The sequence below is a fragment of the Acidovorax sp. 94 genome, from assembly GCF_003634645.1.
In the GTDB taxonomy this organism is placed as follows: domain Bacteria; phylum Pseudomonadota; class Gammaproteobacteria; order Burkholderiales; family Burkholderiaceae_C; genus Acidovorax; species Acidovorax facilis.
Genome location: NZ_RBJA01000002.1, coordinates 94,985 through 108,685, shown reverse-complemented (window position 1 = coordinate 108,685; position 13,701 = coordinate 94,985). Strand labels below are relative to the sequence as shown.

Genomic DNA, 13,701 nt, shown 5'->3' with positions numbered 1-13,701 from the left:
TCAGCGCGGCAGCAATGCCTGGACGGCCTTGCTCATCTCGCTAAGGGCAACGGCGGGTTGCACCTCTTGCGAAACCACGGTCTGGAGGTGATCCTTGATTACGTCGGTAATCTTAAAGCCGTTGTCACCCGGAAACGCGTACGGGCCGGTGAGTACCGGCATCTGCGCGATGGCGGTCAGATGATTGGGGTTTGCCTTGTAGAAGGGCGCAAGCAGGTTCGGGTCGGTCGCTGGCAACGTGTTGGCCGGGAAGTAGCCGGTTGCCTTGACCATGGTCGTCGCGCCCAGCGGGCCGGTGGCGAACTTGATGTATTCCCAAGCAGCGGCCTGCTTGGCAGGATCCTTGGAAAACATCATCGCTGCATTGCCGCCGGCCGGCAGTCGGCCGTCCTTGGCAACGGGCATGCGGGCGGTACGAATCTCGAACTTGCCTCCCACCTGCTTCGTGATGCTGCCCAGGCGCGCAGTGGTTGTCGCCAGTACCGCGAGCTTGCCGCTCACGAAGTCCTGCAAGGCGGCCGAAGAGGAGATGTTGCGCATCTCACCCTGCTTGACGAGCTGCTCGAGGGTCAGCATGGCGGCCTTGCCTGCGGGGCCGTCGAAGGCCACCTTCTTCTCGTCGGCGGTCAACATGGTGCCGCCGTTGCTGAAGACCAGCACCTGCCACATCCAGTTGCCCGTGATGTCCCAGTCGACGTGAAGGCTCTCGGTGCCGGGCGTTGCCGCCTTCGACTTTTTGGCCGCGTTCATGATGGCATCCCAGTTCATGGGAAAGCGATCGGGCTCCACGCCCGCCTTGCGCATCAGGTCGGCGTTGTAGTAGATGACGGGTGTAGACAGCGCGAAGCCGATGCCGACCTGCTGACCCTTGACTTGCCCCAGTGAAAGCAACGCTTGGTCGTAACCCATCCCCGCCCAGCCCTTCTCCGCCTTGATGAAGGGCGTCAGGTCGACAGCGAGCCCACGGTCGGCAAACACGCGCAGACGATGGAGGCCCTGATAAGACACATCGGGGAGCTGGCCCGTGACGGCCTGGCGCAACACCTGTTGCGCGGAGACCTCGTAGTCGGAGTTGGGCGCGCGGAACGTGACCTTGTACTGTGGAAACTTCGCCATGAAGTCTCTCGCGATCGATTCATGGACCTCCTTGAAGAGACCCGCATACGCGTAGTCGACCACGATCTCGGTCGGTTGCTGAGCCTGTGCCAGGCCCGCGGCCATCAACACGGCCAGGGCGGCGGTTTTCTTGAACAGTTGTTTCATTGCTTGATTCCTTGCGGTTTAACCCTTGACGCCGGTGAGCGTCACACCTTCGATGAAGCGCTTTTGCGCGACGACGAACAACAGCACCAGCGGCGCCGTGATCAGCACCGTACCGGCCATCAACGGGCCGAACGCGCTGCCTGCTTCCTCATTGCGGAAGAACATGGTTCCCAACGGCGGCGTCGCCAGATGGGGTGAATTGATGACCAGCAGTGGCCAGAAATAGTCGTTCCAGTGCCAGACCACCGAGAAGATCGAGAACGCCAGCAAGGCGGGCATGGCGGTGGGCAGCATCACGCGCCAGACGATCTCCAACTCACCCATGCCGTCGAGCCGCGCGGCGTGGATCAGGTCGTCGGGCACGGTGCGAAAGAACTGCCGCATCAGGAAGATGCCGAACGCGGATACGCTGAAAGGCAGGATGAGCGCGGCCATCGAGTCGAGCAGACCGGCGTGATACAGCATTACGTAGAGGGGGATGGCCGTGGCTTGGTACGGCACCATGAGCGCCAGCATCACCAGGCGCCAAGCCCACGGCTTGCCACGGAACGACAGCTTGGCGAAGGCGTAGGCGGCAGGCAGTGCCACCAGGATCTGCAACACCAGGATGCCCGCGCAGACGAGCACGCCATTCCACAGGTAGCGCAGCAAGGGGACCTTGGTTAGCGCGAGGGTGTAGTTCTCCACTGCAGCAAAGCGCGTCGGAAAAAGATGAATCTCGCTGCCGAAGATTTCGTCGGCAGGCTTGAGCGAGGTCAGCACCATCCAGATGAACGGCATCAGGAAGACCAGGGCCACGACCATCAGCACCACGTGGCGAAGAATCCGAAAGGAAGGGGAAAGACGTTTCATGCGTAGTGCGTCCTGCGCTCCAGCGCGGCGTGCTGGATCTGGGTCAAGAGGAAGATGCCGGCGATGAAGACCACCGTCATGGCGCTGGCGTAACCCATGCGGAAGAAGCTGAACCCCTCCACATAGATGGTGTGCAGCAGCACTTCGGTGGCCTTGTTCGGCCCGCCCTTGGTGAGCACGTGAACGGTGTCGAAGACTTGCAGGGCGCGGATGGCGCAGACAGTGATGACGAACAAGGTGGTAGGGCCCAGCAACGGCCAGGTGACGAAGCGGAATCGATCGAAGGGGCGCTCGATGCCGTCGAGTTCCGCCGCATCGCGCACGTCGCGGGGGATTCCTTGCAGCCCGGCCAGGAAGAACACCAGGGCAAGCCCCGACATCTGCCAGATGCCGATCGCGGCGAGCGAGTACAGCGCGAGGTGGCGGTCGTTGAGCCAGTTCTGGGGTGCGACGCCGACCTGCTGGAGCAGGTGATTGACGAGCCCGGCGCTCGGATGCAGCAGGAACTCCCACACGAACGCCATTGCGATCAGCGTCGATGCGACCGGCATGAAAAAGGCTGTGCGGTAGAAGCCGCGTCCCGATCGATCGGATTCGATCAACAAGGCGAGGCTCAGGCCCAGCGTGATCGATCCCCCGGTGACCAGGACGAGGTAGACAAGGGTGTTGGCCACAGACTTGCGGAACACCGCGTCCGACCAGAGTTCGGCGTAGTTCTGCAGGCCGACCCAGTTCAGGGTGGTGGCGCCGAACTGCCAATCGGTCAGCGACATCAGAAATACGGCAAGGACGGGTATGAACAGCAGAAGCGTCGCAAGAAGGCCCGCGGGCGCGAGAAGTGAAACGGTGGAAAGAGGATGGGCGCGCATGCTCGGCTTTCAGGCCACTCGCTTCAGGGTGTCGCATCGACCGATCGACATGCGCTGGCCGCCGGCGTCGAAGACATGCAGGGCTTCCCACGGGACCGTGACCTCGAACTCGGCCCCTGCGTGCGCTGCCGTGCCAGCCGGGAGGCAGACGATGCAGGCTTCCCCCTGGCTCGGCAGGGTCAGCGTGGCCATCAATTCGGCACCCGCGTATTCCACATGGCCAACCACGCCGCGCACGGTGAGGCCCGGCGCCTTTGCCAAGGTGACAGCCTGCGGCCGGAAGGCGACACGGCAGGGCCCGCCGTTCCCCGCGGTATCTGCGATGCGTTGCCCCAGGCAATGGATCTCGCCATTGGCGAGGATGTCGCCCGGCACGACGTTGATCCGCGGTGCGCCGACGAATCGAGCCACCTCGAGGCTTTGTGGCCGCATGTACAGATCTTCGGGTGGCGCCACCTGAAGGATGCGGCCTTCGCGCATGACCGCCACACGGTCCGACATGGACATGGCTTCGTGCTGATCGTGCGTGACGTAGATGAACGTCACGCCCAACTGGTCGTGAAGCTGCCGGATCTCGGCACGCAGCGCATGGCGAAGGTTGGCGTCCAGATTAGAAAGGGGCTCGTCGAACAGGAACACGGAGGGGTGGCGAACCATCGCGCGCGCCAGGGCGACGCGTTGGCGCTGGCCGCCCGACAGGTGCGCCGGCTTACGATCGAGTAACCCGTCGATGGCGAGTCGCCGGGCCACTTCATGTGCGCTGGCATGGATGTCGGCGAGCCGGCGGCGCACCCCGGGGGATACCAGGCGTGCCCCCGGCAGGCGACCCCAGAACCCCAGGCCGCGCATCACCAGCGGCATCGAGATGTTCTCGCGCACGGTCATGTGCGGGTACAGCGCATAGGACTGGAACACCATCGCGCAGTCCCGTGCGCTGGGTGACAGGGCGAGCAGGTCGCGGTCTCCCATGCGGATCGTGCCGGTGTCGGGCGTGTCCAGGCCGGCGATCAGCTTCAGCAAGGTGGACTTGCCGCAACCGGACGCGCCCAGCAGGGTGAGGAATTCGCCGTCGCGCACTGTCAGGTCGAGTTCCTGAAGAACGGCAGCGTTGCCGAAGCGTTTGGTCAGGCCGGAAATCTGGATGTCAGACATGGTCGTTCGTCTCCGCCGTTGACTGAGTCGATGTCCGGGCGGCCATCCAGCTGTGAAACTCTGCGTAGCCCGAAAACGCCACGGTGCACGGGCGCAAGTCGTCGGGCGCCGCGGCGTAGCCGCCGAGATGGGCCGCCAGCCGTACGCCAGCCGCCTGGGCACACGCTGCGTCAATGCCGGAGTCCCCGACGAACAGCGCTGTCCGCGGCGTCCCGCCCAACTGGGTCAGTGCGAGGTGCAACGGCGCGGCGTCCGGCTTGGGATGCTCGGTGTCGCCCAGGCCCACGATCGCGTCGAAGAAGCCGGTCAGCGCTGCCTTGTCCAGAAGCGTGCGTGTGGAGCCTTGATCGCGGTTCGTGCAAATGCCCAGTGCGATGCGCTGCGAACGAAGCATCGACAGCAGATCGAGAGCGCCGTCGTATGCCACAGTTTTGTGCAGCCAGTGCGATGCGTAGCGGTGCGCGAAGGCATCTTCGAGTCGCGACCCCAACGCGAGCGGCACAGACGCGGCCTGAAGCCGGAGCGCGCTCTGGAAGAGGGCGGTGATGCCCTGGCTCAAGGCAGGACGAAGATGCTGCGGCTCGACGGCCTGCAATCCGGCGAGCACAAGCACCTCATTGGCCGCGGCTGCGAGGGTGGGCAAGGTGTCGAAAAGGGTTCCATCGACATCAAAGACGACTGTTCGTATTTGATCGTTAGTGTTCATGTCCTGAATGCTACGAACATGATGAGTCAAACTCATGACAAATACGGGCGGTACAGTTTCCGCATCGATCCCGTGCGCGCGTGGCGCGTCAACCGTCCTGAAATGCAAGAAAACAGATGCTCAAAGCAGCTCGCCAGAAAGAAATCGTCGCCCTTTTGCAAGGGGGCGGCGTCGTCGAAGTCAGCGTGCTGGCGGAGCGTTTTGGGGTCTCCTCGTTTTCAGTGCAATAAGTGACGGTACGAAAAGCTAGCACTGGCGCGGAGGTGGTGTTGGTAGATCGTTGATTTCATTGACTTTCCTGTTTACTTTCAAATCTGCGATTCGTGGCGTCAAACCGTGGTCGGTTTCATCCATTGGTGCCAGTTATCGATGCATTTGGCCGCGAAGGCAGGATTTGGTCAGCATAGCGGTCAACCGGGAAGCGAAACACACCCCGCAAGTTGATGCTCTCCAGCTTGGTGGGCGCAATCTTCCCGATCAGTTCCGGTGGAATGACCTGGCGGCGGTTCGACCAGCGATCCAGGACCGCCTGCATCTGTGAGGTATTCCACGCCATCACGATGTTGGCCATCAGGCTCAACGCATCGGCCACAGCCTGCATTTCATCGACACGTTTGGCCTGCGCCGGGCTGATCCGGCCGGTATAAATGGCGCGCTTGAGGGCGTTAACAGCCTCGCCCCGATTGAGCACCCGGCGCAACTCGTTCCTGAAAGCGTCCTTGACAAAGTAGTCAGCCAAAAACGCCGTACGCAGCAACCGCCCCAATTGCACGCCAGCCTCATAGATTGGATCGCCCTGGGCGGCAGAACCGAACCGCGCAAGAGCTGCCACCGCACTGGCATGTCCGCTCATGACCGAGGCTGCCAGGTGCACCAGACTATCCCAATGCTTTTCGATCAAAGCGACGTCGACATTGGCTTCGCACACCGCAGCGATTTCTGCGGGCACTTTGGTGCCGCGTGGCACAAAGAGGTGGCGCTGTTTGAGTTCCTTCAACCGCGGGCAAAGATCAAAACCAAGCAAACGGGCATGTGACATGGCAAAGTCGGTGTAGCCATGGGTATCCACAGCAAGCTGGCTGGTCTCCAGCTTTTCTTGGCGGATGACACCTTCAATGGCCACGCCCGCCTGGCGCTCATTGAGCACAAAGGGCTGCGCATGGAAGATGCCCCACCGGTCTTTTACATGGGAGTAGATTCCAATGGAAGGTGTGTTGCGCCGAGGATCAAGCCGGGCTTGCCACACCCGTTTGGTGGTCTCCATGCTCATCATGTCAGAAGATGCCAAATCGGACCGCCCCCAGGTGGCGGCAATCGGGTGTCGCTGCATGAATTCCAGCACAGCCTGGCAGGCCTGGCTCAGACGCCGTTCGTCCCGCGCCCAGCGCATGGCCTGGCGAATGCTGGTGGCAGACAATTGCGGAATCATGCGCGCGCATTCGACCGCAGTCAGACTGGTGCCGTGGGCCATGATGCCGGCATAGACCATCAGCAGCTCGTCGGTAGAGCGCGGCTCACGTCCGAGCATGATCCAGCTAAAGCGCACCTGGGCGTCAACGGCCAGAATCACTTCCGGCAATTGAACCTCACCGATGCGGTGATCCAAAGCCGCGCGCAGCTTGGTCACTTCTGGGTCTTCGTCCTCTGCGGGCAATGGCGACAAATGGAGTTCATCATCCACGCGCAGTACGCCACTGCGGGCTGCAGCGGCCACCGCATCGACACCGGCAGTTACTCTGGCCAGCAAAGGCTTCAAGAAAGTGGCAGCCTTGCTGGGTAACGATAGACGGGCATAGTGTTTCTTGGACTCTGCCTGCCAACGCTCGTCCGTGAAGAACAAGCGCGCACGACCCCGAAAGCTCAGGCTGTGCTCAATCCAGACCGAGCCATTGCGCACCGCGCGGCGCAGGGCAAACAGGGTGGCCACCTCCAACGCCTGAAACGCCCGTTCCCGGTCTGGGCTGGAGATCGAAACCTGCCAGATCATTCCCAGACTTGGTGCCACCACTTCAACTGGCAGCTTTCTGGATCCTTTGAGATATAAAGCTTGCAGCTTGGCAAGGTACTCGATGGCAGGATGCTCGCCGGTGGCCTGCCAGGGCAGCTTTGCAATGGCGACGAGCAACGACCGCACGGGGCGAATTCCATCAATCAATCCCTCGCGGACCAGGGAGGCCCTGCTCGGTGGTTTGCGTTTCTGGGTTTCGGTGATCAAGGCTTCAAGACGGGCACGCAACTCAGCATCTGGCACCGCACCTTGCGCGCTCAAGGCAACAAGTTCGCCGAGCAGCGTTTTGTACATTGCGGCCCAATTGACGGTAGCGGGGACATCGGCGGCAGCCTGACGCCACAGATCGGCGATCCGGCGCTGCACCATAAGGATCAACTGGTCTGTGGTGGTGAACAGGCAATACCGAAGAAAGCATGCGACCTCCACGGTGCGCGCTGGCTCTTTGATCTTGGCTCCGGCTGAGGGCGGCCTGGAGACAAGTCGGCGCGCGTAGCGGCGCAAGATGAGATCGGGGATGTCTGCCAGGTGCTTATGAACGTCCAGCGTGTAAAGCAGGTCGATGCGCTCCAGTACCTCGCTGATTTGGCGGGTTGAGTGTTTCGCCGGTGCAGCCCATAGCCAACTCTGCTGGGTTTGTCCATCTGGGCGCAGCTCTGAAACTGAGGCTCGCCAGCGATCAAGTGTTGCTGGATCAACGCTGGCGGCGATGGCGGTGCCTGTTTCAACTTCAAGCTGGGCAAGTGCCGCCGCAATCAGTGTCCGAATTGCCCGCTCGTGCACGATCACCAGCTTGTTCTTGTACAGCCATTGACGCGCCCGCACGAGTAGCTGATCGCGGTCGGCGCAGCGCGCCACTTCGTCGCGCAGTTCACGTACCAGTGAGCGGCGCTGGTGCTCGCTCATCCACTGGAATCCAAGGACCGTGCAGGCTACTTGTTGGTGATCGAATAGCGTGCGCCCGCGTTCATACATGGCTCTCAGCGAGGCGACTTCTGGTGCTGCAATGCCAAGCTCGTTGCCAAGGTGGCGCCACAAGGCTACTGGAATTACCCGAAAGGCACCGAGCAAACGCCCACTCATGCGCAGGAAACCAATATGGAGCGCCAGACCAAGCTTGTGGGAATCACCTCGGCGTGCATTGATTGCGTCGCGCTCGGCACCATCGAAGGTGAAAAATGCCTTCATCTCGAAGTCGCTGATATCGCGGGGGAGCCCACGCATCCCCAAAAACGTTGTGTGCCAACCCTGCATCGTGAACCTCAAAAGTGGGAGGCCACCATACCCGTTTACAAAGCGAACAGGAAAGTCAATGAAATCAACGGTCTACCCAGACCACCCCCGCGCCAGTGCTAGCTTTGCGTACCGTCACTTATTGCACTGAAAACGAGGAGACCCCTACCAGCGCAACCGCTACAGCGTGCCGTGCGAGTGGGTCAATGCCGTGGTCAGCCTGCGCGCGTACCACGACACGTTGGTGGTGCTCGGCCCAGACGGTGGCAAGGTCGCGCTGCAACGCTCCTTCGAGCGTGAGCAGACCCTCTACGACTGGACGCACTACATCGCACTGATAGAACGCAAGCCAGGAGCACTGAGAAACGGCGCGCCGTTCAAGACAATGCCCGATGCGCTGCAGGAACTGCAACGCCAGTTGCTCAAGCACCCCGGAGGCGACCGGATCATGGCGCAGGTGCTGACTGCGGTCACGCTGCACGGTCTGGACGGCGTACTGCAGTCGGTGCAGCAGGCGCTTGCAGCAGGCCGCGTGAGCGGCGAGCACGTTCTCAATCTGCTGTCGCGCATGCGGTCTGAGGCACACCCGGCCCGGCTCGAATTGGTGGACACCGCGCTTACGCTGGCGGTGCCGCCACTGGCCAACGTCTCGCGCTACGACACGCTGCGCAGCCAGGAGGACAACGATGTCAAATGAGATCGTCGCGGCCTTCAAGTCGCTGAGCTTGCATGGCATGGCCAGTACCTGGCCGGAGCTGGTGGGCACCGCACGCATGAAGTCGCTGGACCACGAAACACTGATGCACCAGCTGCTCAAAGCAGAGGCTGCGCAACGCGAGGTGCGCTCCATGGCATACCAGATGCGCTCGGCGCAATTCCCTGCGCACCGCGATCTGGTCGGCTTCGAGTTCGAACATGCCCATGTTGATGAAACGCTGGTGCGCGAGTTGCACGAGATGAAGTTCCTGGACTCGGCCCACAACCTGGTGCTCGTCGGCGGACCAGGCACAGGCAAGACGCACCTGGCTACCAGTCTGGGCGTTGAGGCGATCCGCGCACATGGCAAGCGCGTACGGTTCTTCTCCACGGTCGAGCTGGTCAATCTGCTGGAGCAGGAGAAGCAGCAAGGCAAGCCAGGCCAGATGGCACATCGCCTGATGTACGTGGACCTAGTGATCCTCGATGAGATGGGCTACCTGCCGTTCACGCAGTCTGGTGGGGCCTTGCTGTTCCACCTGCTGTCCAAGCTCTACGAGAGGACCAGCGTGGTCATCACCACAAACCTGAGCTTTGCGGAATGGACCACTGTGTTCGGCGATGCCAAGATGACCACAGCACTGCTGGACCGGCTGACGCACCACTGCCACATCGTGGAGACCGGCAATGCGAGCTGGCGCTTTAGAAACTCCAGCGCGCAGGCAATGACCAAGAAATCCCTAAAGACCAAGCCCAAGAAAGGACCAGAAGAAACAGATCAGACCTTAGACTTATCCACAAACGACTGAGCGAATTCTTCTTTAACCAGTGGCTCAAAATTCTTCGTGATCACTGGTTCAGTTGTGCTGGTGAATCAACAAGAAGACCAAGCAATCCACCTATGGCGTGCCAAAACCCCCTGGTCGGAAACGCATCCCATAAGTAGTAGGCGGAGGAAGGAACGAAGCGCCATGACGTCAACCAGTTCCAGGCCAACGTGGTGGTCGTCTTGAAGTAGTTGCGCAATGGGCCGTTCATAGCCCGGTATTCTGCATGTTCAAAAGAAGAAGCCCACGCCCATCCGAAGATGAGACGTGGGCTTTGGTGTTTTTGCTGCCGGCCTAGGATCCCGGTTTGGTCGCGGACATAAGTGCTCGCAGATGCGCTTTCAATGCCTGGATTTCGGGAGACGAGAAGGTCGTTCCAAGGAAACCGGTGTATGACGCAGAGGTGGTGAACACCCGGCATGGAATCTCAAAGTAGACACCTCGCCCTGGGCCAGCAACGCAGTGATGGAAGAACCAGAACTTCCCGGGCAACCGAATATCGGTGCTTCGGAGCGCGTCCCGTGGGGTTGAAGGATTCAACGCGCCGCAGCTCAAGCTGCCATATCCTGAGCGGCTGAGATAGAAGCTGCCGCTGGGGGAGGTCTGCAGGCCAGCGCGCTGGTCGTTGCTGAAACGTTCGAGCTCCCCCGTCGGGAAAAGCACGTAGTCGCCCATGCATGGCTCGGTGAGCTTGTCTCGTGCAGCGAAGCAGTGGGCCAGGATGTCTCGGTCTTGCTCGTCGAGGTGTTCGATGAAGCCGGAAAGGGTGGCATGGGCTGCCTGCAGCTCTTCAATCGACGGGCTTGCGGTGGTGGCAGGGCTATCTGTTGTCATAGGAAATCTCCGTTTGTTTCGATGGTCACGGGCGCCTTGCGGTGTCGAGGTCCGCAAGTTAAAGACGTGGCAGGCGGCGCCTACAGGGCGTATTGCCGAACCAGGACCGATAACGGGGGGCCGCCCCCTCGGACTACCGGAAGTCCCGGCTCTCGGTGGCCAGGCGGCCGAGCAACGGTGACAGGTCCGCCAAGCGTTCTGCAATCAGGTTGCACACCATGCCCTGGCGCTGCCAGCGTCCCTTGACGGCCAGCAGGCGTGAGCCCAGCAACACCTGGCGCTGCGCATCCCGGACATCCCGCCAGACGATGACCTGCGTGGTCCCATGCTCGTCCTCAAGGGATAGGAATACCGTGCCGTTTGCTGTTTCGGGTTGCTGGCGCAGCGTGACGATGCCGGCTGTGCGCACGCTGCGGCCGTTGGCCATCCTGCGCAATTCCGCGGAGGTCTTGAGCTTGTACTTCTCCAACCTCTTACGCAGCAGCGCCATGGGATGGCTGCGCAAGGTGAGTCCAAGCGACGCGTAGTCCCAAACAACCTCTTCCCCTTCTGGCGCCGCTGGCAGCTCTAGGAACTCTTCATCCACCGGTGCTTCCTGGAGCAACTCGGGCGGTGCATGCAGCGCGGCCGCGTCCCAGACTTGCTGCCGACGATGCCCCGACAACGTGGCCAGCGCACCGGCGGCCGCAAGGAGTTTCATCTCATGGTGCTCGAGCAGCGCTCGGCGCGCCAGCTCCTCTGCATTGTCGAAAGGGGCCTGGCGGCGCGCGTCCATGATGCGTGCGGCGCTCGCCGCGTGCAGGCCACGGATCATGTGCAGTCCCAGCCGCACCGCCGGAGGATTCGGCAGGTCTTCCAGCGTGGACTCGACGTCGCTGTACATCACGTCCACCGCCCTCACCTCCACGCCATGCCGCCTGGCATCCTGGACCAGCTGGCTGGGGGTGTAGAACCCCATGGGCTGGCTGTTCAGCAGGGCAGCGAGGAACGCAGCTGGCTCGTGCCGTTTGATCCATGACGAGGCGTAGACCAACAGTGCGAAGCTGGCCGCATGGCTCTCAGGAAAGCCGTATTCCGAGAACCCTCGGATCTGCTGGAAGGTCGACTCCGCAAAGCTCTTCTCGTACCCTCGGGCCAACATGCCCTGCACGATCTTGTCATAGTATTTTTCAAGACCGCCCTTCCTTTTCCAGGCTGCCATTGCGCGCCGAAGCCCATCCGCCTCGCCGGCGGTGAAGCCTGCTGCAATCATGGAGATCTGCATGACCTGTTCCTGAAAGATAGGAACACCCAGGGTGCGGCCGAGCGCGACTTCAAGCTCCTTGCTGGGATACGACACACGTTCATGGCCTTGCCGTCTACGCAGATAGGGGTGCACCATGCCGCCCTGGATGGGCCCGGGCCGGACCAGTGCCACCTCGATCACCAGGTCATAGAAGCATTTGGGCCGCAACCTCGGGAGCATCGACATCTGCGCGCGCGACTCGATCTGGAAGACGCCCACGGTGTCAGCCATCGAGATCATCTGGTACGTCTGGCGATCCTCGGGAGGAATGTCCTGCATGCTGAACTGATGGCCACGTCGACGGCCGACCATGTCCAGGGCCCTTCGAATCGCGGACAACATGCCCAGGGCCAGCACGTCCACCTTGAGCAGGCCTGCCGCATCGAGGTCGTCTTTGTCCCATTCGATCACGGTGCGGTCCGCCATCGATGCGTTCTCCACCGGCACCATGCGGCACAGCAAATCCCGCGTGAGCACAAAGCCGCCTGTGTGTTGCGACAGGTGCCGTGGGAACCCGATGAGCTGGCTGGTGAGCGTGATCAGTTGGCGCACTGCGAGGTCGTCCACGGACATGCCGAGTTCATCAAAGCGTTCCAGCCTGACGTCCGCCCCGTCGAACCACTTCTGGCCCTTGGCGATGGCGTCCACCGTGGCCAGATCGAACCCAAGCGCTTTGCCGACATCCCGAATCGCTGACTTCGGCCGGTAGCTGATGACTGCGGCGGTGAGCGCTGCCCGGTCCCGCCCGTACCGCTGGTACAGGTACTGGATCACCTCTTCGCGGCGCTGATGTTCAAAGTCAATGTCAATGTCTGGTGGTTCATTGCGCTCCTTGCTGATGAAGCGCTCGAAGAGCACGGACATGCGCGCTGGATCCACCTCGGTGACGCCAAGGCAGTAGCAAACCACGCTGTTCGCTGCCGAGCCGCGCCCTTGGCACAAGATGTTGCGCGAGCGGGCGAAGGCCACGATGTCGAAAACGGTGAGAAAGTAGTGCTCGTAGCGCAGTTCACAGATCAGAGACAGCTCGTGCTCGATTTGTCCTTGGACCTTTCCCGGAATGCCCGCCGGCCAGCGGCGGCCCGCACCCTCGTATGTCGCCTGTCGCAGGTACGTCGCAGCAGTGTGCCCTGCGGGCACCACCTCGTCGGGGTACTGGTACTTCAGCTCGTCCAGGTTGAAGGTGCACCGCGCCGCCACCTGCAGCGTCTCGGCCAGCAGCTCGGCAGGAAAGGTCTGCGCAAGGCGTAGCCGGGTGCGCAGATGCTGCTCCGCGCTGCGCTGCAGTGCGAACCCACACTCGGAGAGCGGCTTGCCAATGCGCGTGGCCGTGAGCACATCCTGCAGCGGCTTTCGGGAGCGAACATGCATGTGGACATCACCCACCGCGACCAGCGGGAGCGCCGTGAGTTCGGACAGCTGCCGCATGCGGTGGAGCCACAGTTCGTCGTCGAGGCGGCGCAGCTGCTCCACGCCGATCCAGCAGCGCCCAGTGAATTGATTTAGGGTCCAGAGCCCGGCCTCTTCCAACTGCGCCTCCGAGGCCTTGCGGTCGGGGCAGAGCAGGACCACGCAGTCTTCCAGCTCCGTACCGCTGATATGGTCAAGGGTGAGGTGGTAGGTGCCTTTCTCTGAGGAGCGTCGAAGCTTGGTGATGAAAGCGCACAGGTTGCCGTATCCGTTCAGGTTCTGGGCGAGAACCACCACCGTGAATCGGGCCTCAGTCTCGTTACGCGGCTGGAGCTGGAATTGAGATCCCAGCAGCAGCGGCAGGCCCGCCGCTTTGGCAGCCACGTGCGCGCGCACGACACCCGCCATGGAACATTCGTCTGTGATTGCCAGGCCCTGGTAGCCGAGTTCCTGGGCACGCTCCACCAGCTCGTCGGGTGCGCTCGCTCCCCGTAGGAACGTGAAGTTCGACACGCACTTCAGTTCGACATAGTCCGGCAGCGACCGGGAAGGACGGATCAGCATGC

General features: G+C 61.8%; 9 protein-coding genes and 1 pseudogene. 2 read left to right on the top strand and 8 right to left on the bottom strand.

Translation table 11 applies throughout. The annotated features are described in order from the left end of the window. The 6 genes from C8C94_RS25250 to C8C94_RS25220 all read right to left on the bottom strand — a co-directional run bounded on the left by C8C94_RS25250 (position 1) and on the right by C8C94_RS25220 (position 8,104). Positions 1-1,263 (bottom strand): ABC transporter substrate-binding protein, encoded by a 1,263-nt coding sequence (locus C8C94_RS25250; protein WP_121423148.1) that lies wholly within the window; start codon positions 1,261-1,263, stop codon positions 1-3. A gap of 18 nt (positions 1,264-1,281) precedes the next feature. Then, positions 1,282-2,115, bottom strand: a complete 834-nt coding sequence (locus C8C94_RS25245) for a carbohydrate ABC transporter permease (RefSeq protein WP_121423147.1) — start codon at positions 2,113-2,115, stop codon at positions 1,282-1,284. After that, positions 2,112-2,984 carry a carbohydrate ABC transporter permease gene (locus tag C8C94_RS25240; protein ID WP_199731501.1) on the bottom strand — a complete coding sequence of 291 codons (873 nt, stop codon included), beginning with the start codon at positions 2,982-2,984 and terminating at the stop codon, positions 2,112-2,114. The genes C8C94_RS25245 and C8C94_RS25240 overlap by 4 nt, the downstream gene beginning before the upstream one ends. Before the next feature lie 9 nt (positions 2,985-2,993). Further along, positions 2,994-4,136: an ABC transporter ATP-binding protein gene (locus C8C94_RS25235; RefSeq protein WP_121423145.1), complete on the bottom strand. Its 1,143-nt coding sequence runs from the start codon at positions 4,134-4,136 to the stop codon at positions 2,994-2,996. Continuing rightward, positions 4,129-4,842, bottom strand: coding sequence for an HAD family hydrolase (locus C8C94_RS25230; protein WP_051723375.1), 714 nt, complete (start codon positions 4,840-4,842; stop codon positions 4,129-4,131). Before C8C94_RS25230 ends, C8C94_RS25235 begins: the two co-directional genes overlap by 8 nt. Before the next feature lie 346 nt (positions 4,843-5,188). Then, a complete protein-coding gene (locus C8C94_RS25220; RefSeq protein ID WP_044402914.1) occupies positions 5,189-8,104 on the bottom strand; it encodes a Tn3-like element IS1071 family transposase in 2,916 nt (971 codons plus the stop codon). Between the two features lie 145 nt (positions 8,105-8,249). Here C8C94_RS25220 and C8C94_RS25215 point away from each other — a divergent pair. Both C8C94_RS25215 and istB read left to right on the top strand, forming a co-directional pair. Then, positions 8,250-8,780 (top strand): annotated as a pseudogene (locus tag C8C94_RS25215) (IS21 family transposase); the annotation flags it as partial. Next, on the top strand, positions 8,770-9,588 hold the full coding sequence (gene istB, locus C8C94_RS25210) for an IS21-like element helper ATPase IstB (RefSeq protein ID WP_121423144.1): 819 nt from the start codon (positions 8,770-8,772) through the stop codon (positions 9,586-9,588). The pseudogene C8C94_RS25215 and the gene istB, both read left to right, overlap by 11 nt. A 312-nt stretch (positions 9,589-9,900) precedes the next feature. Here the strand turns inward: istB and C8C94_RS25205 are convergent, their stop codons facing one another. Both C8C94_RS25205 and C8C94_RS25200 read right to left on the bottom strand, forming a co-directional pair. Next, positions 9,901-10,440, bottom strand: a complete 540-nt coding sequence (locus C8C94_RS25205; protein ID WP_121423143.1) for a hypothetical protein — start codon at positions 10,438-10,440, stop codon at positions 9,901-9,903. A gap of 133 nt (positions 10,441-10,573) precedes the next feature. After that, positions 10,574-13,699, bottom strand: a complete 3,126-nt coding sequence (locus tag C8C94_RS25200) for an error-prone DNA polymerase (protein WP_121423142.1) — start codon at positions 13,697-13,699, stop codon at positions 10,574-10,576. Positions 13,700-13,701: the final 2 nt, after the last annotated feature.

What these genes read in the sequence shown, in the direction of transcription:
- C8C94_RS25250 (WP_121423148.1), bottom strand. Translation starts at nt 1,263, where the DNA reads ATGAAACAACTGTTCAAGAAAACCGCCGCCCTGGCCGTGTTGATGGCC.
- C8C94_RS25245 (WP_121423147.1), bottom strand. Translation starts at nt 2,115, where the DNA reads ATGAAACGTCTTTCCCCTTCCTTTCGGATTCTTCGCCACGTGGTGCTG.
- C8C94_RS25240 (WP_199731501.1), bottom strand. Translation starts at nt 2,984, where the DNA reads ATGCGCGCCCATCCTCTTTCCACCGTTTCACTTCTCGCGCCCGCGGGC.
- C8C94_RS25235 (WP_121423145.1), bottom strand. Translation starts at nt 4,136, where the DNA reads ATGTCTGACATCCAGATTTCCGGCCTGACCAAACGCTTCGGCAACGCT.
- C8C94_RS25230 (WP_051723375.1), bottom strand. Translation starts at nt 4,842, where the DNA reads ATGAACACTAACGATCAAATACGAACAGTCGTCTTTGATGTCGATGGA.
- C8C94_RS25220 (WP_044402914.1), bottom strand. Translation starts at nt 8,104, where the DNA reads ATGCAGGGTTGGCACACAACGTTTTTGGGGATGCGTGGGCTCCCCCGC.
- istB (WP_121423144.1), top strand. Translation starts at nt 8,770, where the DNA reads ATGTCAAATGAGATCGTCGCGGCCTTCAAGTCGCTGAGCTTGCATGGC.
- C8C94_RS25205 (WP_121423143.1), bottom strand. Translation starts at nt 10,440, where the DNA reads ATGACAACAGATAGCCCTGCCACCACCGCAAGCCCGTCGATTGAAGAG.
- C8C94_RS25200 (WP_121423142.1), bottom strand. Translation starts at nt 13,699, where the DNA reads ATGCTGATCCGTCCTTCCCGGTCGCTGCCGGACTATGTCGAACTGAAG.